19 protein-coding genes are annotated in these 21785 nt (G+C 70.9%); 7 read left to right on the forward strand and 12 right to left on the reverse strand.

Annotated elements, in window-relative coordinates; translation table 11 throughout:
* Positions 1-91: 91 nt before the first annotated feature.
* The 4 genes from JNB50_RS02295 to JNB50_RS02310 are packed head-to-tail and all read left to right on the forward strand — an operon-like array spanning position 92 to position 4703.
* On the forward strand, positions 92-1231 hold the full coding sequence (locus JNB50_RS02295; RefSeq protein ID WP_208038503.1) for a carbohydrate ABC transporter permease: 1140 nt from the start codon (positions 92-94) through the stop codon (positions 1229-1231).
* Positions 1228-2109 carry a carbohydrate ABC transporter permease gene (locus JNB50_RS02300; RefSeq protein ID WP_208038504.1) on the forward strand — a complete coding sequence of 294 codons (882 nt, stop codon included), beginning with the start codon at positions 1228-1230 and terminating at the stop codon, positions 2107-2109. The genes JNB50_RS02295 and JNB50_RS02300 overlap by 4 nt, the downstream gene beginning before the upstream one ends.
* 2 nt (positions 2110-2111) lie before the next feature.
* Positions 2112-3620: a GH1 family beta-glucosidase gene (locus JNB50_RS02305; RefSeq protein ID WP_307794576.1), complete on the forward strand. Its 1509-nt coding sequence runs from the start codon at positions 2112-2114 to the stop codon at positions 3618-3620.
* A 60-nt stretch (positions 3621-3680) separates the two neighbouring features.
* On the forward strand, positions 3681-4703 hold the full coding sequence (locus JNB50_RS02310) for a LacI family DNA-binding transcriptional regulator (RefSeq protein ID WP_208038505.1): 1023 nt from the start codon (positions 3681-3683) through the stop codon (positions 4701-4703).
* 42 nt (positions 4704-4745) lie between these two features.
* Here the strand turns inward: JNB50_RS02310 and JNB50_RS02315 are convergent, their stop codons facing one another.
* Positions 4746-5579: a phosphatase PAP2 family protein gene (locus tag JNB50_RS02315; RefSeq protein ID WP_243767935.1), complete on the reverse strand. Its 834-nt coding sequence runs from the start codon at positions 5577-5579 to the stop codon at positions 4746-4748.
* Positions 5580-5729: 150 nt separating this feature from the next.
* Complete coding sequence (locus tag JNB50_RS02320) at positions 5730-6623, reverse strand: site-specific DNA-methyltransferase (RefSeq protein ID WP_208038506.1); 894 nt, start codon at positions 6621-6623, stop codon at positions 5730-5732.
* A 55-nt stretch (positions 6624-6678) separates the two neighbouring features.
* Between JNB50_RS02320 and JNB50_RS02325 the strand changes: the two genes are divergently transcribed.
* Entirely contained in the window at positions 6679-6963 is a 285-nt protein-coding gene (locus JNB50_RS02325; RefSeq protein ID WP_208038507.1) for a GNAT family N-acetyltransferase, read from the forward strand.
* Positions 6964-7031: 68 nt separating this feature from the next.
* On the opposite strand, the gene JNB50_RS02330 is transcribed toward JNB50_RS02325, so the two are convergent.
* The 7 genes from JNB50_RS02330 to JNB50_RS02360 form a co-directional block, all read right to left on the reverse strand.
* Positions 7032-7397, reverse strand: a complete 366-nt coding sequence (locus JNB50_RS02330; RefSeq protein ID WP_243767936.1) for a hypothetical protein — start codon at positions 7395-7397, stop codon at positions 7032-7034.
* On the reverse strand, positions 7394-8221 hold the full coding sequence (locus JNB50_RS02335) for a heme ABC transporter ATP-binding protein (protein WP_208038508.1): 828 nt from the start codon (positions 8219-8221) through the stop codon (positions 7394-7396). Before JNB50_RS02335 ends, JNB50_RS02330 begins: the two co-directional genes overlap by 4 nt.
* On the reverse strand, positions 8218-9330 hold the full coding sequence (locus JNB50_RS02340; protein WP_208038509.1) for an iron ABC transporter permease: 1113 nt from the start codon (positions 9328-9330) through the stop codon (positions 8218-8220). Before JNB50_RS02340 ends, JNB50_RS02335 begins: the two co-directional genes overlap by 4 nt.
* Before the next feature lie 25 nt (positions 9331-9355).
* Positions 9356-10456: an ABC transporter substrate-binding protein gene (locus tag JNB50_RS02345; RefSeq protein ID WP_208038510.1), complete on the reverse strand. Its 1101-nt coding sequence runs from the start codon at positions 10454-10456 to the stop codon at positions 9356-9358.
* Positions 10453-12801, reverse strand: a complete 2349-nt coding sequence (locus JNB50_RS02350; RefSeq protein ID WP_208038511.1) for an HtaA domain-containing protein — start codon at positions 12799-12801, stop codon at positions 10453-10455. Before JNB50_RS02350 ends, JNB50_RS02345 begins: the two co-directional genes overlap by 4 nt.
* 221 nt (positions 12802-13022) lie before the next feature.
* The gene (locus JNB50_RS02355) at positions 13023-14072 is read right to left on the reverse strand and encodes a biotin/lipoate A/B protein ligase family protein (RefSeq protein WP_208038512.1); all 1050 of its coding nucleotides are present in this window, start codon (positions 14070-14072) and stop codon (positions 13023-13025) included.
* Positions 14073-14184: 112 nt separating this feature from the next.
* Positions 14185-15036 carry an alpha/beta fold hydrolase gene (locus tag JNB50_RS02360; RefSeq protein ID WP_208038513.1) on the reverse strand — a complete coding sequence of 284 codons (852 nt, stop codon included), beginning with the start codon at positions 15034-15036 and terminating at the stop codon, positions 14185-14187.
* Positions 15037-15137: 101 nt separating this feature from the next.
* On the opposite strand from JNB50_RS02360, the gene JNB50_RS02365 reads away from it, so the two are divergent.
* Positions 15138-15566: a MarR family winged helix-turn-helix transcriptional regulator gene (locus JNB50_RS02365; RefSeq protein WP_208038514.1), complete on the forward strand. Its 429-nt coding sequence runs from the start codon at positions 15138-15140 to the stop codon at positions 15564-15566.
* 5 nt (positions 15567-15571) lie between these two features.
* Positions 15572-16870: an MFS transporter gene (locus JNB50_RS02370; RefSeq protein WP_208039139.1), complete on the forward strand. Its 1299-nt coding sequence runs from the start codon at positions 15572-15574 to the stop codon at positions 16868-16870.
* Between the two features lie 219 nt (positions 16871-17089).
* Here JNB50_RS02370 and JNB50_RS02375 read toward each other — a convergent pair whose 3' ends face one another.
* The 3 genes from JNB50_RS02375 to rhaI are packed head-to-tail and all read right to left on the reverse strand — an operon-like array spanning position 17090 to position 21777.
* Positions 17090-18526 (reverse strand): rhamnulokinase family protein, encoded by a 1437-nt coding sequence (locus JNB50_RS02375; RefSeq protein ID WP_208038515.1) that lies wholly within the window; start codon positions 18524-18526, stop codon positions 17090-17092.
* Positions 18523-20559, reverse strand: coding sequence for a bifunctional aldolase/short-chain dehydrogenase (locus JNB50_RS02380; RefSeq protein ID WP_208038516.1), 2037 nt, complete (start codon positions 20557-20559; stop codon positions 18523-18525). The genes JNB50_RS02375 and JNB50_RS02380 overlap by 4 nt, the downstream gene beginning before the upstream one ends.
* A 54-nt stretch (positions 20560-20613) precedes the next feature.
* Complete coding sequence (rhaI, locus tag JNB50_RS02385) at positions 20614-21777, reverse strand: L-rhamnose isomerase (RefSeq protein WP_208038517.1); 1164 nt, start codon at positions 21775-21777, stop codon at positions 20614-20616.
* Positions 21778-21785: the final 8 nt, after the last annotated feature.

A 21785-nucleotide genomic window follows, 5' to 3' on the forward strand; every position in this document is an offset into this window, starting at 1 on the left:
CTGCTGCAGGCGGCGGGGCCCGAATCCCCTCACCGGAGCCCCGGGCTCGGCGCAGAGCCCTTCCTCCCCCGTCCCACCACCGGAGAACCGCATGACCACCGTCACCCGCACCCCGGACGCCGCGCCGGCGGCCGCCCGGCGCGATCGCGACGACCGCCGGGCGCTCACCTTCAAGCAGAAGCTCAGCCGCTTCGACGTCAAAGCCTCCCCGTACTTCTACGTCGCGCCATTCTTCGTGCTCTTCGCCCTCGTCGGCCTGTTCCCGCTCGTCTACACCTTCGTCGTGTCCCTCAACAACTGGAACCTGCTCACCGGTCCCGGCGAGTGGGTCGGCTTCGCCAACTACCTCACCGAGCTGAAAGACCCGTTCTTCTGGAACTCGCTCTTCAACACGGTCAGCATCTTCCTGCTCTCGGCCATCCCGCAGCTCGTCGGCGCCGTCTTCATCGCCGCGATGCTCGACCAGAACATCCGCGCCAAGACCTTCTGGCGCATGAGCGTGCTCCTCCCCTACGTCGTGACCCCGGTCGCCGTCACCCTGATCTTCTCGAGCGCGTTCGACGAGAAGTACGGCCTGATCAACAACATCCTCCAGGCCGTCGGCCTCGACCCGGTGATGTGGAAGACCGAGGTCTTCCCGTCGCACCTCGCCATCGCGACCATGGTCAACTGGCGCTGGACCGGATACAACGCGCTCATCCTGCTCGCCGCGATGCAGGCGGTGCCGCGCGACATCCACGAGTCCGCCGCCCTCGACGGAGCGGGCCAGTTCCGACGGTTCTTCTCGATCACGCTGCCGAGCATCCGCCCGACCATGATCTTCGTCATCATCACCGCGACGATCGGCGGACTGCAGATCTTCACGGAGCCGAAGCTGTTCAACCCGTCGAGCGCGGTACCGGGAGGCCCGCAGCGGCAGTACCAGACCACCGTGCTCTACCTGTGGGACATGGCGTTCAACCGCCAGAACTTCGGGAAGGCGTCCGCGATCGCGTGGATGCTGTTCCTCATCATCGTGGCGTTCGGGGTGCTGAACTTCCTCATCTCGCGCCGCATCGCCTCCACGGAGGCGCGCGTGCACAGGAAGAGGACCGCCCGCCGTCTGGCGCGCAGCCGCGCGGCCACGGCGACCGGCACGGCACTCGGAGATGCCGCAGCGTCCGACGACGACGGAGCGAGCGGTGAAGGCGCCCTGGCCCTGGCCACGGCGAGCGAGGAGAAGAACGTATGACCACCGCGACCCGCCCTGCGGCCGCCCGCGCCTCGCGCGAACCGCGCCGCCGCGCCCTCGGCATCGACCGCCGACCCGGCTTCCTGACCTATGGCATCCTGCTCGCGATCTTCGTCGGCGGCGCCTACCCGCTGTGGTGGTCGTTCGTCGCCGGCTCCAGCGACAGCACGGTGCTCACCGCCACCTGGCCTCCCCTGCTGCCGGGCGGCCAGTTCTGGACGAACATCTCGGCCGTGCTCGACACCGTGCCCTTCTGGCAGGCGCTCGGCAACTCGATCATCGTCGCGACGGTGATCACGGTCTCCGTCGTGGCATTCTCGACACTCGCCGGCTACGCGTTCGCCAAGCTGCGCTTCCGCGGCCGCGAGGGCCTGATGGTCTTCGTCATCGGGACGCTCGCCGTGCCGACGCAGCTCGGCATCATCCCGCTGTTCATGGTGATGAAGCAGTTCGGCTGGACGGGCACGCTCGGCGCGGTCATCGTTCCGACCCTGGTCACCGCGTTCGGCGTGTTCTTCATGCGGCAGTACCTCGTGGACGTCATCCCTGAGGAGCTCATCGAGGCAGCCCGCGTGGACGGCGCGAACATGATCCGCACCTTCTGGCACGTGGGCGTTCCCGCGGCGCGGCCGGCCATGGCGATCCTCGGCCTGTTCACCTTCATGACTGCGTGGACCGACTACCTCTGGCCGCTGCTCGTCGCCCCGCAGAACCCGACCCTGCAGGTCGCACTGAGCCAGCTGCAGTCGGCCAAGTACGTCGACTACTCGATCGTGCTCGCCGGTGCGGTGCTCGCGACCATCCCCCTGCTCATCCTCTTCGTGCTCGCCGGCCGGCAGTTGGTCTCGGGCATCATGGCCGGCGCGGTGAAAGGCTGAATGTGACCGACAACCTCATCTCTCCTGGCTCCTCTGCGGCCTCCGGTGCCTCCTGGCCCGCCGGCTTCCTCTGGGGATCCGCCACCGCAGCGGCCCAGATCGAGGGCGCAGCGCACGAGGACGGCAAGGAGGACTCCATCTGGGATGCCTTCGCCCGCGTCCCCGGGGCGATCGCCGGCGGCGACACCCCAGAGCGCGCCGTCGACCACTATCACCGCGTTCCCCAGGACGTCGCGCTGATGGCCGAGCTCGGCCTCCAGTCGTACCGTTTCTCGACCTCCTGGGCGCGCGTCAAGCCGGGCGACCGCGAGGTGAACCGTGCCGGGCTCGACTTCTACAACAGGCTGGTCGACGAGCTCCTCGGCGCAGGCATCCTGCCCTGGCTCACGCTGTACCACTGGGACCTGCCGCAGGCGCTGGAGGAGCGCGGCGGCTGGGCGAACCGCGAGACGGCCTACCGCTTCCGCGACTACGCCGTCGCGGTGTACGACGCGCTCGGCGACCGGGTCTCGCACTGGACGACCTTCAACGAGCCACTCTGCTCGTCGCTCATCGCCTACGCCGCCGGCGAGCACGCGCCCGGCCGCAGGGAGCCGCGCGCCGCGCTGGCCGCGCTGCACCACCAGCACCTCGCGCACGGGCTCGCCGCCGCCGCGATCCGCGACCTCGCCGCGGAGCACGACGGCCGTGCGGAGGAACTGCGACTCGGCATCACACTCAACCTGACGAACGCGGTGCCGAACGACCCGGCCGACGCCGCGGACCTCGACGCCGCCCGCCGTATCGACGGCCTCTGGAACCGCATGTACCTCGACCCGATCCTGGAGGGCACCTACCCGGCCGACGTGCTGGAGGACCTCCGCGAATACCGGTTCGAGGAGCTCGTTCACGACGGCGACCTCGCCGCGATCCGGCAGCCGATCGACTTCGTCGGCGTCAACCACTACCACGACGACAACGTCAGCGGACATCCCCTTACCGCCGACACCGCTGCTGCGCCGGTGCCGACCGACCGGCCGAAGTCGTCGCCGTTCGTCGGCAGCGAGTTCGTCACGTTCCCGTCCAGGAACCTGCCGACCACCGCCATGGGCTGGGAGGTCAACCCGAACGGCCTCCGGGACCTGCTGGTGCGGCTCACGGCGGAGTACCCGGCGCTCCCGCCGCTGTACATCACCGAGAACGGGGCGGCCTACGACGACGTCGTGGACGACGACGGCCGCATCCGCGACCTCGAACGGGAGGCGTACATCGTGGCGCATCTCGAAGCGGTGCGCGCGGCGATCGCCGAGGGCGCCGACGTGCGCGGCTACTTCGTCTGGTCGCTGCTCGACAACTTCGAGTGGGCGTGGGGGTACGCCAAGCGGTTCGGGATCGTCCACGTCGACTACGACACCCTGCAGCGCACGCTTAAGGACTCGGGCCGCGCCTACGCCCGGATCATCGCTGCGGCGGCCGTCGACGCGGTCGACGCGGTGGGCGTGCCCACCGGATCTGCAGCAGCTCGCGCCTAACATGGGTCGGGCGTCGTCAACGGCGCCCGACCGCACTCGACGCACCGAGAAGAGGAACCGATGTCGACGGAGCAGGTGGACGGCCGTTCCGTGCCGACCCTGGAGGCCGTGGCCGCGCGCGCAGGCGTGTCGCGGGCGACCGTCTCCCGCGTCGTCAACGGCTCCCCCAAGGTGAAGCCGGAGGTGGCGGAGGCGGTGACCCGCGCCATCGCCGACCTCAACTACGTGCCGAACCGCGCCGCCCGCTCGCTCGCCTCCCGACGCACCCAGGTGATCGCGCTGGTGGTTCCCGAGTCGACGGCGAAGGTGTTCGCGGACCCGTTCTTCGCCTCCATCGTCCAGGGCGTCGCCCTGAGCCTCGCCGACACCGAGTACACGCTCAACATGGTGATCTCGTCGGAGACCAACCCCGACAAGACCCGCCGGTACCTCATGGGCGGCAACGTCGACGGCGCCCTGGTGGTCTCCCACCACTCGGGCGACCACTCGTACGCGCAGCTGGGCTCGACCCTCCCGATCGTGTTCGGTGGGCGGCCGGTGAGCGAGTCGCAGCACGAGTCGTACTTCGTGGACGTGGACAACGTGGCGGGCTCGGCCGGTGCCGCGGAGCACCTGATCGCGCGCGGCCGCCGCAACATCGCCCTGATCACCGGCCCGCAGGACATGCCGGCGGGGCTCGACCGCTTCACCGGCTGGCGCGACGCCTTGCAAGCGCACGGCCTCGACACCTCCCTGGTCGAGTACGGCGACTTCTCGCCGTACTCCGGCATGGAGGCCATGCGGAGGCTGCTCGCGACCGGCCGGCCGATCGACGGCCTGTTCGCGGCGAACGACCAGATGGCCGCGGGAGCCTACTCGGCGATCCACGAGGCGGGGCTCGACATCCCCCGCGACATCGCGGTGGTCGGCTTCGACGACGACAACTTCGGGCTCACCGCGACCCCGCCGCTGACGACCGTGCACCAGCCGTCCATCGGCCTCGGCGAAACGATGGCCCGCGTGCTCGTCCGCCGCCTCGCCGGCGAGCCCGTCGACCGCGTGACCCTGCTGCCCACCGAGCTCGTCGTCCGCCAGAGTTCTTGAGGCGGCTGCGGGCCGGGGTCGTCGGGCTCGTCTGCCGCGACCTCAGGCCAGGCGGCGGTAGAGACGGTTGCCGACCACGGCGAGCGCGAAACCGGTGGTCGCGATCGCGGAGACGCCTCCTGCGTAGGCGATGAAGAGGTGCTCGGTTCCGTTCTGGGTCGAGTTGTAGGTGACCACGAGCGCCACGGTGGCCACGATCCCGCACGCGGCGGCGATCCAGACCAGGGCCCAGAGCTTCGATCGCACCGGCGGGTCGGCCGGGCGAAGCCGCAGGGCGGCCAGCACGATGCCGGCGATGCATCCCCAGAACCCGACGACGAGCATCCCGGCGATGACGTCGCTCGGCCGGTGCCACTGCTCCACCAGCGTGGAGGCCCCCGCCGCGACCGTGAACAGCGAGCCGAGCACGGCCGCGAGCGGGCGGTAACGCGGCGTCGTCACCAGGAACACGACCAGCGCCGCGGAGGCCGCCACAGCCGTGTGGCCGGACGGCAACGAGTTCGCGAGCCCGGTGTCGACGCCCTTCGCCGGTCGTGAGAGCACCGAATACTTGAGCACCTGCGTGCTCACGTTCGCCGCCACAGCCGCCCCTGCGGCGATGGCCAGCACGAGCCAGTTGCGCCGCACGAGCACGATGATCAGCGCCACGACCGCGCCGATGACGACGGCCGCGACGGGCAGGGCGTTCAGGAACGACTGCGCGAACGCGATGAGGTCGCCCTTCCAGACATTCGCCCCGGCGAACGACCGCTCGTCGATGACTTGACCGATGTAGCTGCGCACGAAGAAGAGATACACACCGACGAAGAGGGCGGCCGTGCCGAGCGCACCCCAGACGAAGGGGAGGGCACGGAGAGCGGCGGGTCGCATAGTCATCAACCCTTCCACACCGTTCCCGGGAAGTCCCGGAAAGTCCCGGGGATGGGAGCATGAGAGCTCGAGCACGATCGGCTGGTGCAGCGTTCGAACCATGAAGGCATGAAAGCGCACGTCGAGCGCACGGCCTGAGTGTCCGCACGGAGGCCGTCAGCCGACGAAGCGCACGCCCTCGACGGCCTCTCCCAGCCGGGCGCGCATCACCGCGACCGCGTCGGCGCTGCTGTCGACCAGGAGGAACCTGCGGCCCAGCGCCGCGGCGACGGCGCCGGTCGTGCCGCTTCCCGCGAAGAAGTCGAGCACCCAGTCGCCTTCGCGGCTCGAGGCCTGCACGATCCGGCGGAGGACGCCCTCCGGCTTCTGGGTCGGATAGCCGGTCTTCTCGCGGCCGGTCGGCGACACGATGGTGTGCCACCAGACGTCGGTGGGCAGTTTGCCGAGTTCGGCCTTCTCCGGCGTGACGAGTCCCGGAGCCATGTAGGGCTCCCTGTCGACGGCTGCGGAGTCGAAGTAGTACTCTTTCGGGTTCTTGACGTACACGAGGATCGTGTCGTGCTTCGCCGGCCAGCGGTTCTTGGCCTTCGCGCCGTAGTCGTAGGCCCAGACGATCTCGTTGAGGAACGACTCGCGCCCGAAGAGCGCGTCGAGCAGCACCTTCGCGTAGTGCGATTCCCGGTAGTCGAGGTGCAGGTACAGCGTCCCGCTGTCGGCGAGCAGCCTCCACGCCTCGATCAGCCGCGGCTCGAGGAAGCCCCAGTAGTCCTCGAACCGGTCGTCGTAGCGGAGGAGGTCGCCCTTGATGCGCTCGTAGCTGCGGCCCTGGAAACCGATCACGCTGCCCGCGCCGGCCTCCGCTCGGACCGCCTTCGTGCGCTGCCGCGCCTGCGGGCGCCCGGTGTTGAAAGGCGGGTCGAGGTAGATGAGCTGGAAGCCTCCCGACGGGAGCCCGCTGACCACCTCGAGGTTGTCGGCGTGGACGACGGTGCTCGGCCCGTCCGGCTGCCACAGCACCGCGGAGGAGGCGTCGGCAGCGGGCTCGGGCATGCGTCCATTCTCGCGCATGGGCCGTCGCGGCGCGGGCACCGGGTAGCCTGTCGGCATGACGCTGACCGTCGAGAACCAGCCCGACCACTCCCGCTACGCCCTTCTGAAGGACGGCGAGGTGATCGGCGTGGCCGAGTATGAGCTCCGGGACGACGCGATCGTCTTCACCCACACCGAGGTCGACCCCGAGAAGCGGGAGCGCGGGATGGCCTCCGACCTGGTGCAGACGGCGCTCGACGACGTGCGCGACAACACCTCCCTGCGGGTCGTCGCGACCTGCCCCTACGTGCGCCGCTGGCTGCAGGACCACCCCGAGTACCAGGCGCTGCAGCGCCGCTGAGATCGCCGACCGACCCGCGCCGATCCGCGCCGCCCGCGTCGGCCCAACGCCGCCCCCGGTGAAGCGCGTCAGGCGCGGTGCGAAGCGGAGGTGCGGGCGGTGGCGCGGCCCTCCTCCGAGGGCGCACGGCCTTCGGCGCGCTGCCCGCGACCGGCGTCACCGACGTCGATCGTGATCTTGCCCGCCTCCCACACGCCCTTGTCGCCGTCGCCGGGAAGCGGGGCGGGGGCCGGGAGGAACGACTGACGGTCCAGCTCCTGCTGGGCTTCGTGGCGGGTCGGCGCGAAGATCTCGTCGAACGAGCCGCCGATCGCTCCGCTCATGGTGCCCGAGCCGCGGTTGGACTTGTTGGAGAGGTCGATCCAGCCGAGCTTGACGCCGGTGATGATGGCCGCGACGAGAATGCACACGACGCCCACGACCCACCAGTTCACGCGTCAAGGGTACCGGAGACCCGCTGGCCCCTCGGCGGACGCACAGGAAGAACCAAGGGTACGCCGCTGATCGGGTGCGGCACGACCTCCACCGGATGGTCGTAGACGTCGCCGACCCGGGAGGCCGTGAGCACCTCTTCCGGTCGCCCCTCCGCGACGAGCCGCCCGCCGTGCAGCAGCACCACCCGGTCGGCGTACGCCGCGGCCAGATCGAGATCGTGCAGCACCGCGAGCACTGCTCGACCATCGCGCGCGAGCCCCGCGGCGAGGCTCAGCACCTGTTCGCGGTGACCGAGGTCGAGGGCGTCGGTGGGCTCGTCGAGCAGGACGATCGGGCAGTCCTGGGCGAGCACCCGCGCGAGCGAGACGCGCGCGAGCTCGCCGCCGGACAGCGTCGTGACATCGCGGTCGACGAGGTGCGCGACGCCGGTGCGGGCGAGCGCGTCCGCGATGCGCTCGTCGTCGCGGGACACGTCGCGCGTGCGTGCCCACGGGGTGCGTCCCATCGCCACGACCTCCCGCACCGGGTACGAGAACGAGACGCCCTTCTGCTGGAGCAGCACCGCGCGGCGGCGGCCGAGGTCGAGCGGGCGGAGGCGGTGAGCCTCCATGCCGTCGATGAGTGCCGTGCCCGCAGTGGGAGGGAGGTCGCCGGCGAGGACGCTCAGGGCGGTGGACTTTCCGGCGCCGTTGGGCCCGATCAGCGCGACCAACTCGCCGGGCCCGACCTGCAGGTCGACGCGATCGAGGATGCGGCGCCCGGCGACCTCCACGCTCACGGCACGGAGCTCGGCGCCTCGCCCGACCGCCGGTGTCGCGGTCATGCCCGCTCCCCCGTCGCGACCGTGCGACGCAGCAGCACGAAGAACACGGGCCCGCCGACCAGCGCCGTGAACATCCCGATCGGGAGGTCGGCGAACGGGACCACGGTGCGCGCGGCGACGTCGGCCGCCGCGATCAGCAGCGCGCCCCCCAGCGCGCTGGCCGGAAGCAGCGCTGCGTGGGCCGGGCCGATGAGCAGACGGAGGACGTGCGGCACGATCAGCCCGACGAAGGCGATGATCCCCGCGAACGAGACCGCGACCGCGGTCAGCAGGGCGACCAGCAACACAGCCGCCAGCCGCACACGCTCGACGGGAACGCCGAGGTGGCGGGCACTCCGGTCGCCGAGGGCGAGCACGTCGAGCCGTCGGGCCAGCGCGCACGCCCCGGCCACACCGACCGCGAGCAGGGGCAGGGTGACGCCGACGGCCGACCAGGTCGCTCCGTTCAGCGAGCCGAGCTGCCAGAACATGATCTGCTCCCGGCTGGTCGTGTCGGCGACGAAGACGAGGAGCGCGATGATCGCGTTGGCGATCGCGTTGACGGCGATCCCGGTCAGCACGAGCATCAGGACCCTGGTGCGTCCCTGCGCCCGCGAGAGCACATACACGAGGAGGGTCGTGACGACACCGCAGACGAAGGCGGCGGCCGGCACGGTCGCGGCGCCGAGAGCGCTCACGCCGAAGACGATCGCGGCGCACGCTCCGACGGCCGCGCCTGCCGAGACGCCGACGACGGCGGGCTCCGCCAACGGGTTGGCGAACACGCCCTGCATGAGCGCGCCCGCGACCCCGAGCGCCGCACCGACGACCAGGCCGAGCACGATGCGCGGGAAGCGGACGTTCCAGAGCGCGCCGTCGGCATAGGCGTCGGTGGGCGCCGTGGGGGCGAGACCGAGGCGGCGGGCGAACGACGCCGCGATCTCGGCGGGAGACAGCGAGAACTGGCCGATGCCGGCCGACAGCAGCGCGACGGCGACCAGCAGCACGACGAGCGTCGCGATCACCGCCACGCGGCGTGCCCTGGCCCGCGCGACCGCCGACAGCTGCGGGACGCGGGCGGAGGTCGCCTTCGCCCGAGGAACGCGTACCTCCGTGTCCCGCGCGGTCATGGGCGCGCCCCCGACTCCCGCCCCGTCATCCCCGAGCCCCCGGCCGGTACAGCGCATCGGCCAGCGACCGCAGCACGGCCGGCGTCGACGGACCGAACGACAGGATCTGCCCATCGTTCATGTCGACGACACGGCGGTGTTGCCCGGCGAGCGTGTCGGCGACTCCCGGCCGCTTCAGGAGGCCGTCGACGCCTCCGGTGGAGGCCAGGCCGTCGCTCATCATCAGGAAGGCGTCCGGGTTGGTGGCGAGCAGCGCTTCACTGCCGGCCGGCTTCGCGCCGGTGATGCCGGCCGTGCTGGCGACGTCGACCGCGCCGAGGGCGGGGATGAGGGCGTCGGCGCCCATCCCCTTGCCGAAGAGGAAGAACACCCCGGCCGTGCCGCGCGCGTAGAGGAACGCCACCCGCAGGCGCTTCGACTCGTCGGCGGGTGCGAGGCGGGCGATGTCGGCCTTCGCCGACGCGAGTTCATCCGCCGTGCGCTTCGCGAGCTTCTCACCCAGGGCGTCCAGCCCGAGCGCGTGTGCGACCGCGCCGATCTGCGGGTCGATCGTGTCGATGCTGCGCTTCGGGTCGAAGAACACGACGGGTACCCCGGAGGCGCGGAGCTGGTCCTGCACCTCGCGCGGCCCGATCGTGGTGTCGGTCAGCACGAGGGTCGGGCGCAGCGCGAGCACGGCCTCCCCGTTCAGCTCGTGGCCGTTCTGGGTCACGACCGGGAGGTCCTTCATGATCTGGAGCGTGTTGGACGAACCACGACCGACCAGTCGGTCGCCCAGCCCCAGACCGACGACGGTCTCGGCGAGGGTGCCGTAGATGTCGAGCGCCAGGACGCGACTCGCGTCGCGGACGGTCACGGAGGCGCCGGTCGCGTCGGTGAGGGTGACGGGCAGGGCCGGTTTCGCCGTGCCGGCGATGGGCGCGATGTCGGTCACGGGCGCGGCCGTCGACGGCCCGGTGATCGTGCGCGGATCGACCAACGCAGCGCCGGTGGCGCCCGGCGTCGCGGAAGCCTCGGGCGTCGCGGCCGTCGACCGGGCCTCCCCGCCGGTCGCAGCAGCGCTGCACCCGGCGAGGAGGGCGAGGGTCGTGACCGCGACGACGAGGCGGGCGATCACCCGGGTCACGCGACCTCCACGGCCGCGCGGGTCGCACGCCTCCGCACGACGGCCACGGCTGCGACACCGACCAGGATGAGCAACCCGCTCAGGAGCGGCCAGTCGCCCGGCCCCTCGCCACCGGTCGACGCGAGGCCGGAGACCGAGGCCGTCGAGCTGTCGCAGGCGACCGTCGCGCCCAGCGGGAGGCGGAACGACACCGGGTCGAGCGCTGTTCCCGCCGTGTAGAAGCCAGCGAAGGCGGTGGCGCCGTCTGCGGTCAGCGACGCCGGAGCGCCGGTTGCCGAGAACGACGACCCGGAGGCCGACGCCCCGCCGAGGGCGACCGTCGCGAAGGCGACGCCGCGGTGGTCGGACGGCGTGCCGCTCATGTCGGTCGAGTGCACGTCGGCGACGATCGTGGCCGTGTTCGGGCCGGACACACGGAGGGCGACGTTCGAGAGCGTCAGCGTCAGGACGCCGCCGTGCCCGCTGAACGAGACCGTGCCGGGGAACCGCACCAGACCGCGGGTGTCCGCCGTGTTGAGGCTTCCGGAGCCGCCGCTCCAGCCGTAGCGGCCTCCGTCGTAGCCGGCGCCGCTCAGCGTCCAGGAACCGTTGGCGATGCCGCCGGAGATGTAGTTCCGGAAGCTCGACTTGATGCCCCAGTCGAGCGTGGCGCCGGAGACGGAGCGGGCGACGCAGACCGGCAGCGCGGTCTCGGCGGCCGCGGGCTGTGTCGGAGGCGTCACGGTGCCGCCCGGCGTTGTCGCCGCGGGCTGCACGGTGTGCGCGACCACCGGAGCGGTGGAGGGAGCGAAGGCCGACGGGTCGTCGGGCGCGAACGAGGCGGTGAAGGCATGCGCACCGGATGCCAGCGCGGGTACACGGGTCGTGACGGAGGACGATCCGCTGGAGGCCGCCGACGCCTGTGCGGACGCGAACAGCGCGGGCGCCACAGCGGGCGCAGCCTGGGGCGCGGTCGCATCGGGCGTCAAGCGCAGGCCGCTCGCCACGACGGCGCCGTTGTCGAGCAGGGTGACGGTGCCGTCGGCCTGCGGGGTGATCGTGACCGTGACGTCCACGGGGTCTCCGGCCTTCGAGGTCGGGGAGACATGGATCGCGAGCGTGGTCGCCACGGCGTTCTCACCGGGCGTCCCAGGGGTGGCGGCGTACGCGAGCGCGGTCACGGTGTCCTGCGAGCGGTCGGCCATCCCCTGACCGTGCGCCTTCGACGTGTAGATCGCGTAGGCGGGGACGGCCGTGGTCGCGGCCGGGATGGTGAGCGTCACCGAGAAGGTGCCGTCGGCCTTCAGCGGCGCCATCCGCTGGGCGCCGGAGTCGACGACCGGGTTGCCCGGCCCGATCCAGATGGTGTCACCGTCGAGGAGGCTGCCGGAGCCCGCGTAGAAGCCGGCGAGGCCGGCCGGGCCGACGCCGAGGTAGATGCCGGGCGGCTCCGCGGAGAAGCCGCTGCCGGTGACGGTGATGGTCCCTCCCGCGGCCGGGACTTCCGGCGCCGCGATGGACGGGCCGGTCGGCTGCGTCGGTGTCGTCGGGTCGGTCGGGGTCGACGGGTCGGTCGGGGTCGACGGGTCGGTCGGGGTCGTCGCCGCGGTCACCGTGACGGTCGTCTGGCCCGACGTCGACGCGGTGAAGGCGCCGGCGTCGGTGGGCGTGAACGCCCCTGTGATCGCGTGCGTTCCGACGGCGAGCGAGCTGGTCGCGAACGTCGCGACGCCGGTGCTCGCATCGGTCGGCCCGGAGCCGAGTACCGTCGCCCCCTCGCGGAACTCCACGCTTCCCGCAGCGGCCGGCGCGACCGTCGCGGTCAGCGTCACGGTCGCTCCGACGCGCACCGAGGCCGCGTCGGAGCTGAGCGTGAGGGAGGTCGCGATCGGCTCTGGAGCGGCATACGCCAGGGTCGTGATCGTGTCCTGCGAGCGGTCGGCCATCCCCTGGCCGTGCGCCTTCGACGTGTAGATCGCGTACGCGGGCACGGCCTCCGTCGGCGCCGGGACGGTCAGCGTGACCGAGAACGTGCCGTCGGCCGCCAGGGGCGACAGACGCTGCGCTCCGGTCGGGACCTCGGGGTTGCCCGGCCCGATCCAGATCGTGTCGCCGTCGACGAGGCTGCCGGAGCCCGCGTAGAAGCCGGCCAGCCCTGCCGGGCCGACGCCGAGGTAGATGCCGGGCGATGCAGCCGAGAAGCCGCTGCCGGTGACGGTGATGGTCCCGCCCGCGCTGGGCGCGGTCGGCGCTGAGACGGCGGGGCCGGCCGCGAGGGCCGGCGCGGCACCGACGGCCGTCAGACCGAGGCCGGCGAGGAGGGCGGCCGCCAGGGCCGCGACGAAACGAGGGGGTGACGATCTCATGGCACTCCTGTGAGCGGAGCGACGCACGGTCGTCCCGCTGTTCTCTGGTGAGGTTTCTCGACTGGTGAGATGAGGTAAGGCTTGGCTAACTAAGCTTTGCCTAACCTAACAGGATTGGCCGGGGTGAGCGCAAGCCCGCGGCACCCCGCTGACGCGACGAAGCCCGCATGCCTTCATCGGCATACGGGCTTCGTCCAGCGCTGGAGCGGGATCCAGGATCCCTACGGAACGCGGTACAACCACTCGTCGGTCGCGAACTTCTCGGCGACCAGCCTCTCGGCCTCCGCGTATTCCGCTTCGGTGATATCTCCGTCCGTCGCGCCGTACAGGTTGCGGAAGGTCAGCTTGAGCTGCTCGATGATCTCCGCGCGCGTGAGCCCGGTCTGGCTGCGCAGCGGATCGACACGCTTGGCCGCACTGGTGATGCCCTTGTCGCTGATCTTCTCCCGACCGATGCGGAGGACCTCCGTCATCTTCTGGCCGTCCATGTCGTAGCTCATCGTCACGTGATGCAGCACGGCACCCGAGCCGAGGCGCTTCTGCGCCGCGCCGCCGATCTTGCCCTTCGGGCTGGTGATGTCGTTCAGCGGCACGTAGCTCGCGTCGATGCCGAGCGACTTGAGCGCGATGATCGCCCACTCGTCGAGGAAGGCGTAGCTGTCGGCGAAGCTCATCCCTTGCACGAGATCGGCCGGAGCGTAGATCGAGTACGTGACGACCGAGCCGGCCTCCATGAACATCGCACCGCCGCCGGTGATGCGGCGGACGACCTGCACGCCGTACTTCTCGGCGTTGACCGGGTCGACCTCGTTCTTCACCGACTGGAAGCTGCCGATCACGACCGCGGGCTCCTCCCACTCCCAGATGCGGAGGGTCGGGCCGCGGCGCCCCTCGCCGACCTCCGTGGTCAGCACCTCGTCGAGCGCCAGGTGCATCTGGGGGGACACGGCCTTCGCGTGGACGATCTGCCAGTCGTAATCGCGCCAGCTGGTGGCCCGCGCGAGGGCGCGGCGCACGGCGACGGCGACCGCCTCCGGTGAGAACCCGAGCAACAGGGCGCCCTCGGGCAGCGCTGCCTTCACGGCCGCCGCGATCGCCTTGGAGTCGCTCTCGGCCGGGAGCCCGTCGACGGAGGCGTCGATGGCCTCCAGCGCGGTGTCCGGCTCGAGGAAGAAGTCACCCGCCAGCCGGAAACCGGAGATCAGGCCGTCCACGACCTCCAGGTCGACGACGACGAGCTTGCCACCCGGGACCTTGTACTCACCATGCATGCCCCCAGCCTAAATCCGCCCCGCACGCCGTCGTCCCCGCGAGCAGCCATCTCTTCCTCACTTTCTCCCGCCCGACGCCGGAGTGTTGCGGGAGAAAGTGAGGAACTGATGGTCAGGTGCGGGCGGGGATGCGGGGGTCGAGCCAGGCGGTGAGGTCGGCGAAGACTTCGAGGCGGTTGGTCTCGTTGAAGATCTCGTGACGGGCGCCGGGGTAGACGATCGTCGTCACGTCGGTGAGGCCGGAGCGGGTGCGGTACGACTGCTCGAGCTTCCGGGCGGAGGCCTCGCCGCCCAGCGGATCGTCGTCGCCGACCTGGATGAGCAGCGGGAGGTCGCGCGCGAGATGCCGGGCCGGGCGGCCGAGCAACCGAGCCGCGTCGGCCATCCCGAACAGCTTCTGCAGCGGCACGAGCGTGCAGAGCGGGTCGTCGATGAACGCCTGCGCGACGGCGGGGTCGCGGCTCAGCCACTCGGCTCCGGTGGTGCCCAGATGCGCGTGCCGCTTGTTGAGGTCTCCGCTGTTCATCGAGCCGATCATCCGGTAGGCCGTGCCGCTGAGCACGGCTGCGTCATAGTCGGCCGAGTGGTGGTTCAGCGTCATCTGCCCCATCAGCGACCCCCAGCTGTGCCCCACGAACACCAGCGGCACGTCGGGGTTCTCGTCGCGGATCAGGCGCGTGAACGCGCGCAGGTCGCGCAGCGCCGCCCGCAGCCCGCCGGGGCCGAGCCGCCCGAGCTTGCTCGCGTCGCCGTGCCACTGCTCCATCCCGGTGCGGCCGTGACCGCGGTGGTCGTCGGCGTAGACGCGGTAGCCCTCCCCCACCAAGTGCTCGGCGAGCGGGCGGTAGCGACCCGCGTGCTCGCCGACCCCGTGGGCCAGTTGCACGACGGCGCGGGGCCGGTCGGCGTCGTAGACGTCGAAGAAGATGCGAAGGCCGTCATCGGCGCTGAACTCTCGCTGCACGGGCTCATTCTGTCGTATCCGCGTGGAGGGCCGCACGATATCGACACGCTCCGGGCGAACGAGCTTTATTTAGCCAACCTAATTTGTTAGGCTAACTATCTATGGGACGGCTCTCGACACACGACCTCAGCAGCGCGCTGCGCATCGCCGTCGCACGACTCTCCCGCCGGCTGCGCGCCGAGAAGGAGGACGACGAGCTGAGCGACACCCAGACCTCCACGCTGGCCTTCCTCGTGCGCGAGGGGTCCGGCACGATCGGGAGGCTGAGCGAGCACGAGCGCGTCACCCCGCCCTCCATGAACCGCACCGTGAACCACCTCGAGCAGGCCGGGTACGTGCGCCGCACCGCCGACGCGGTCGACGGCCGCAAGGTCGTCGTCGTCCCCACCGAGGCCGGCCTCAGGCTGGTCGCCGAGACGCGGCGGCGCCGCGACGCCTGGCTGCACCAGCGGCTGCGCACGCTGACCCCTGAGCAGCGCGAGACCCTCGCCGAAGCCGCGACGATCCTCCGAGAGCTCGCCGACTCGTGAGCGCGATGTTCCGGTCGCTCGCCGGCGTCAACTACCGCATCTGGGCCGCGGGGGCGCTGGTCTCCAACGTCGGCACCTGGATGCAGCGCACGGCGCAGGACTGGATCGTCCTCACGCAGCTCACCCACAACAACGCGTCGGCCGTCGGCATCGTGATGGCGTTGCAGTTCGCGCCGCAGCTCGTCCTCCTCCCGGTGACGGGCTGGGCGGCCGACCACCTCGACCGTCGCCGCCTGCTGATGCTGACACAGGGCCTGATGGGACTGCTCGGACTCGGGCTCGGCCTCCTCACCGTCAGCGGAGCCGTGCAGCTGTGGCACGTCTACCTGTTCGCGCTGGCGCTCGGTGTGGTTGCGGCGTTCGACGCCCCCGCGCGTCAGACCTTCGTGTCGGAGCTGGTGGCCGGCCCCAACCTGTCGAACGCCGTCGCCCTCAACTCGGCGTCCTTCAACGCCGCCCGGCTGCTCGGGCCGGCTGTCGCCGGCCTCCTCACCGCCGCCGTCGGCGCCGGCTGGGTGTTCCTCATCAACGCCGCGACCTTCGGCGCGGTGCTGCTGTCGCTCACGATGCTGCGCACGGAGAAGCTCTACCGCACCGAGCGCGCCAAGCGCAGCCGCGGCGGTCTGGTCGACGGCTTCCGGTACGTGCGGCGGCGCCCGGACATCATGGTCATCCTCATCATGGTGTTCCTGATCGGGACCTTCGGCCTCAACTTCCCGATCTTCATCTCGACCATGTCGGTGAGCGTGTTCCACCAGGGCGCCGGCGAGTACGGACTGTTGTCGTCGATCATGGCGATCGGCTCCGTGATCGGCGCGCTGCTGGCCGCCCGCCGCGAGCGGCCGCGGATTTCGATGCTGTTCGCCGGCGCCGCCTTCTTCGGCGCGGGCTGCGCGATCGCCGCCGTCATGCCGACCTACTGGCTGTTCGCGCTGGCGCTCATCATCATCGGCGTCTCGTCGCAGACCTTGATGACCACGGCGAACGGCACCGTGCAGATGACGACGGACCCGCTCCTGCGCGGACGGGTGATGGCGATCTACATGGCGATCTTCATGGGCGGAACGCCCATCGGCGCGCCGATCGTCGGCTGGGTCGCCGACGCGTTCGGCCCGCGCTGGGCGCTGGGGGTCGGCGCGGCGAGCGGTTTCGCGGCGGCCCTGGTCGGCGTCTTCTACCTCGTGAAGTACCGCGGGATGCGCGTGCGCTTCACCGGCCTGCGCCCGCGCGTGGTGCTGAGCCCGCGCGAGGAGGCCCGCGAAGAACTCGAGGAGGTCGAGGCGACCGCGACTCGCGCCAGCTGAGCCGGTCGCCAACGGAGGAGCTGCGGCCACGGCACCGGCGTGTCGGCAGCCACCGGAGGACATCCGGGCCACCCCGTGCCCAATCTCCTCCGTTGCCCGCATCCGCGGGGCGGTGCGGGCGTCGGAAACGGAGGACATCCGCGCCACACCGTGCCCAATCTCCTCCGTTGGCCGCCACAGCGCGGCGCGCTCCCGCGGATCTCCTCCGTGCCCGACGCGTCAGCGCGGCTCGTACCGCACCGGCGCGTAGTTGCGGGCGACCAGCGCGCGCAGCGTCTCCAGGTCACCGGACACCAGGCCGGCGGCACGCGCCTGGACGAGCGCGTTGCCGAGCGCCGTCGCCTCCACGGGACCGGCCAGCACCGGCAGCCCGCAGCGATCGGCCGTCGCCTGACAGAGCAGCGCGTTGCGGGCTCCCCCGCCCACCACGTGCACGGTCTCGACCCGCACCCCCGACAGTTCGGAGGCGGTGCGCACGGAAGCGGCGAAGGCCTCGGCCAGGGACTCGATGATCACGCGCACCGTCCCGGCGGGGCTCGCCGGCGCACGGAGGCCGCGCTCCGCGAACCACTCGGCGATGCGCGAGGGAAGGTCCCCTGGCGCCAGGAAGCGCGGGTCGTCCACGTCGAACAGCTCCGACGGTCGCGGAAGCGCCGCCGCCTCGGCGAGCAGCCTCTCCAGGTTCACGGGGAGGCCACGCCGCTGCCACTCGCGGATCGACTCGCTGAGCAGCCAGAGCCCCATCACGTTGTGGAGGTAGCGGATGCGGCCGTCGACTCCGCCCTCGTTCGTGAAGTTGGCTGCGCGACCCGCTTCGCCGACGACCCGCTCGGCCAGCTCCACCCCGACCAACCCCCACGTTCCGCAGGAGATGTAGGCGGCCCGCGAGGCGTCCATCGGCACGGCGACCACCGCGGACGCCGTGTCGTGCGACCCTACGGCGGTGACAGTGGGACCGGACCCGGAGAACGGGAGGTCGAGCGACGGCAGTAGGGAGCCGACTCCGGTTCCGGCGTCGACGAGCGGAGCGAAGAGCCCGCGTCGCAGCCCCAGCCGTTCGATGAGCGCGTCGTTCCACGATCCGTCGGCGGAGAGGAGCCCGGTCGTCGAGGCGTTGGTGCGCTCGGCGATCGTCTCGCCGCTGAGCCAGTACGTGATGAGATCGGGAACGAGCAGGAAGCCGTCGGCCGCTTCCGACACGCCGGTCTCCTGGTCGTGCGCCAGCTGGTACAGCGAGTTGAAGGGGAGGAATTGCAGGCCGCCCTCGCGGTACAGCTCCGCGGGAGAGACGCGGGCGTGCACCAGCTCGACCCCTTCTGCCGTGCGCTCGTCGCGGTAGTGGTACGGCTCGCCGAGCAGCCGGCCGTCGCTCAGCAGCCCGTAGTCGACGGCCCAGGAATCCACGCCGACGCTCGCGAGGTCCGGCTCCGATCGCGCGACGGAGCCCAGCCCCTCCAGCACGTGCGAGAACAGGCCGGTCAGATCCCAGTGCAGGGCAGAACGACTCCCTTCCCACAGTCGCACGGGCGTGTTGGGGAAGCGCGCGGCCTCGGTGAGCTCCACCGTGTTCGCGCCGACCCGCGCGTGCATGACGCGGCCGCTCGTCGCTCCTAGGTCGACGGCGGCGACCGCACCGGCCGAGCTGGGCGTGTTCATCGGAGGAAGGCTGCGGCGACGCCGGCGTCGACGGGGATGTGGAGGCCGGTGGTGTGGTCGAGGTCGCTGGAGGTGAGCACGGCGACCGCGTTGGCGACGTTCTCGGGCAGCACCTCTCGCTTCAGCAGGGTGCGCTGCGCGTAGTACTTGCCGAGCTCTTCCTCCGGCACGCCGTAGACCGCGGCGCGCTTGGCGCCCCAGCCGCCCGCGAAGATCCCGGAGCCGCGGACGACGCCGTCGGGGTTGATCCCGTTGACCTTGATGCCGTGGTCGCCGAGCTCGGCGGCCAGCAGCCGCACCTGGTGGGCCTGGTCGGCCTTGGTCGCGGAGTAGGCGATGTTGTTGGGCCCGGCGAACACGGAGTTCTTGGAGGAGATGTAGACGATGTCACCGCCGAGGCCCTGCTCGATGAGGACCTTCGCCGCCGCCTTGGAGACCAGGAACGACCCCTTGGCCATGACGTCGTGCTGGAGGTCCCAGTCGGCTTCCGTGGTCTCCAGAAGCGGCTTGGAGATCGACAGGCCGGCGTTGTTGACGATCAGGTCGAGTCCGCCGAACTGCAGCAGGGCCGCCTGGATGCCGGCCTGGATATCGGCCTCGCTGGTGACGTTCGCCGCCACCCCGATCGCGACATCGGTGCTGCCGAGCTCCGCCGCCGCGGCCTGCGCCTTCTGCAGGTCGAGGTCGGCGATGATCACGCAGGCGCCCTCGGCCGCCAGACGGGTGGCGATCGCCTTGCCGATCCCGGAGGCCGCGCCCGTGACCAGCGCGATACGGCCCGCGTGCGACTTCGGTTTCGGCAGCCGGGCCAGCTTCGCCTCCTCCAACGACCAGTACTCGATGTTGAACTTCTCCGCCTCATCGATCGGCGCGTAGGTCGAGAGCGCCTCCGCACCGCGCATCACGTTGATCGCGTTGATGTAGAACTCGCCGGCAACACGGGCGGTCTGCTTGTCCTTGCCGTAGGAGAACATCCCGACGCCCGGGATGAGCACGATCGCCGGGTCGGCGCCCCGCATCGCGGGCGACTCGGGCGTCGCGTAGCGCTCGTAGTACGCGGTGTACTCCGCTCGATACTGCTCGTGCAGCTCTGTCAGCCGCGCGATCGAGTCCTCGATCGAGGCGTCGGCGGGGAGGTCGAGGATGAGCGGCTTGACCTTGGTGCGCAGGAAGTGATCCGGGCACGAGGTGCCGAGCGCACCCAGGCGGACGTGCTCCACCGAGGCGAGGAAGTCGAGGACCACCCCGTCATCGGTGAACGAACCCACCTGGGGCTTGTCGGTCGATGCCAGCCCGCGGATGGTCGGTGCCAGAGCCGCCGCCTTCGCCCGACGCTCGGCCGGGGTCAGCGGCTCGTTCGCCGGGATGCGCGCACCGAAGGGCTCCGGACGGCCGTGCGCTGCGATGTAGTCGGCGGCGGTCTGGATGATCCACAGCGAATTCGCCTCCGCCTCCTCCGATGTGTCGCCCCACGCGGTGATGCCGTGGCCGCCGAGCACGGTGCCGATCGCGTCCGGGTTCGCCGCCTTGATCGCGGCGATGTCCAGCCCCAGCTGGAAGCCGGGACGGCGCCACGGCACCCACACCACTCGACCCCCGAACACCTTCTCGGTCAGCGCCTCGCCATCGGCCGCCGTCGCGATCGCGATGCCGGAGTCGGGGTGCAGGTGGTCGACGTGCGCGGCGTCCACGAGGCCGTGCATGGCCGTGTCGATCGACGGCGCGGCACCGCCTTTGCCGTGCAACGTGTAGTCGAACGCGGCGACCATCTCGTCCTCACGGTCCACGCCCGGGTACACGTTCTGGAGGGCACGCAGCCGATCGAGCCGCAGCACCGCGAGGCCCTGCTCCGTGAGCGTGCCGAGGTCGCCGCCGGAACCCTTCACCCACAGCAGCTCGACCGGTTCCCCCGTCACCGGGTCGGTCTCGGTGCCCTTGGCGGAGGTGTTGCCGCCGGCGTAGTTCGTGTTCTTCGGGTCGGCGCCGAGGCGGTTCGACCGGGCCAAGAGGGCCGCGACGGTCTCATTCGTCATTGTGCGTGATTCCTTCTGCGTGATGGTCTGCGAGGGTGAAACCGGGATGAGAGGTTACGCGCCCCAGCCGGCCTGGGTGCCGCCGACGCGCTCGGTCTCGATCTTCTGCTGGTAGCCGGAGGCCTTGTAGGCGGCCATCGGGTCGGCCGGGAGGCCGCGCGACTCGCGCCAGGCGGCCAGATCGGCGCGCACGTCGGTGTTGAACGCGTCCATGAACACGGTGTTGGCGGCGAGCACATCACCGGCGGCCTGGGCGGCGGCGAGCGCCTCGGTGTCGACCAGCAGAGCCTTGGCGGTGGCCTCCTGGACGTTGAGCACCGAGCGGATCTGGCCCGGGATCTTCGCCTCCAGGTTGTGGCACTGGTCGAGCATGAACGCGACGTCCGGGTTGGCGTAGCCGCCGCCGCGGATGACCTCGAACACGATCCGGAACAGCTGGAACGGGTCGGCCGCGCCCACGATCAGATCGTCGTCGGCGTAGAACCGGCTGTTGAAGTCGAAACTCCCGAGCTTCCCCAGGCGCAGCAGCTGCATGACGATGAACTCGATGTTCGTGCCCGGCGCGTGGTGCCCGGTGTCCAGGCACACCATCGCGCGCTCGCCGAGCGCCGCGGTCTGCACGTAGCTCGTCCCCCAGTCCGGGACATCGGTGTGGTAGAACGACGGCTCGAAGAACTTGTACTCCAGCACCAGCCGCTGGCCCTCGCCGATCCGCTCGTAGATCTTCGCGAGCGAGTCCGCCAGGCGGTCCTGCCGCGCCCGCATGGAGTCCTGACCCGGATAGTTCGTCCCGTCGGCGAGCCAGATCTTCAGGTCGCGCGACCCGGTCTCGTTCATGATGTCGATGCACTCGAAGTGGTGGTCGATCGCCTTCTGGCGGATCCGGTCGTCCCAGTGCGTGACCGACCCGAACTTGTAGTCGTCGTCCTGGAACGTGTTCGAGTTGACCGTGCCCAGCTCCACGCCGTTGTCCTCCGCGTGCTTACGGAGGTCGGCGTAGGAGTCCACCTTGTCCCACGGGATGTGCAGGGCGACCGTCGGCGCGAGCCCGGTGTGCTTGTGCACCTGCGCCGCGTCCGAGATCTTCTCGAAGGGGTCGCGCGCCGTTCCGGGGGTGCCGAACACGCGGAAACGCGTGCCCGAGTTGCCGAACGCCCAGCTCGGGAGCTCGATCGCTTGCAGCGCCAGCTGCGAGCGGATGTCATCGGTGAGGGTCATGGTCTCCC

This window comes from Leifsonia sp. TF02-11 (genome assembly GCF_017565305.1).
In the GTDB taxonomy this organism is placed as follows: Bacteria; Actinomycetota; Actinomycetes; order Actinomycetales; family Microbacteriaceae; genus Leifsonia.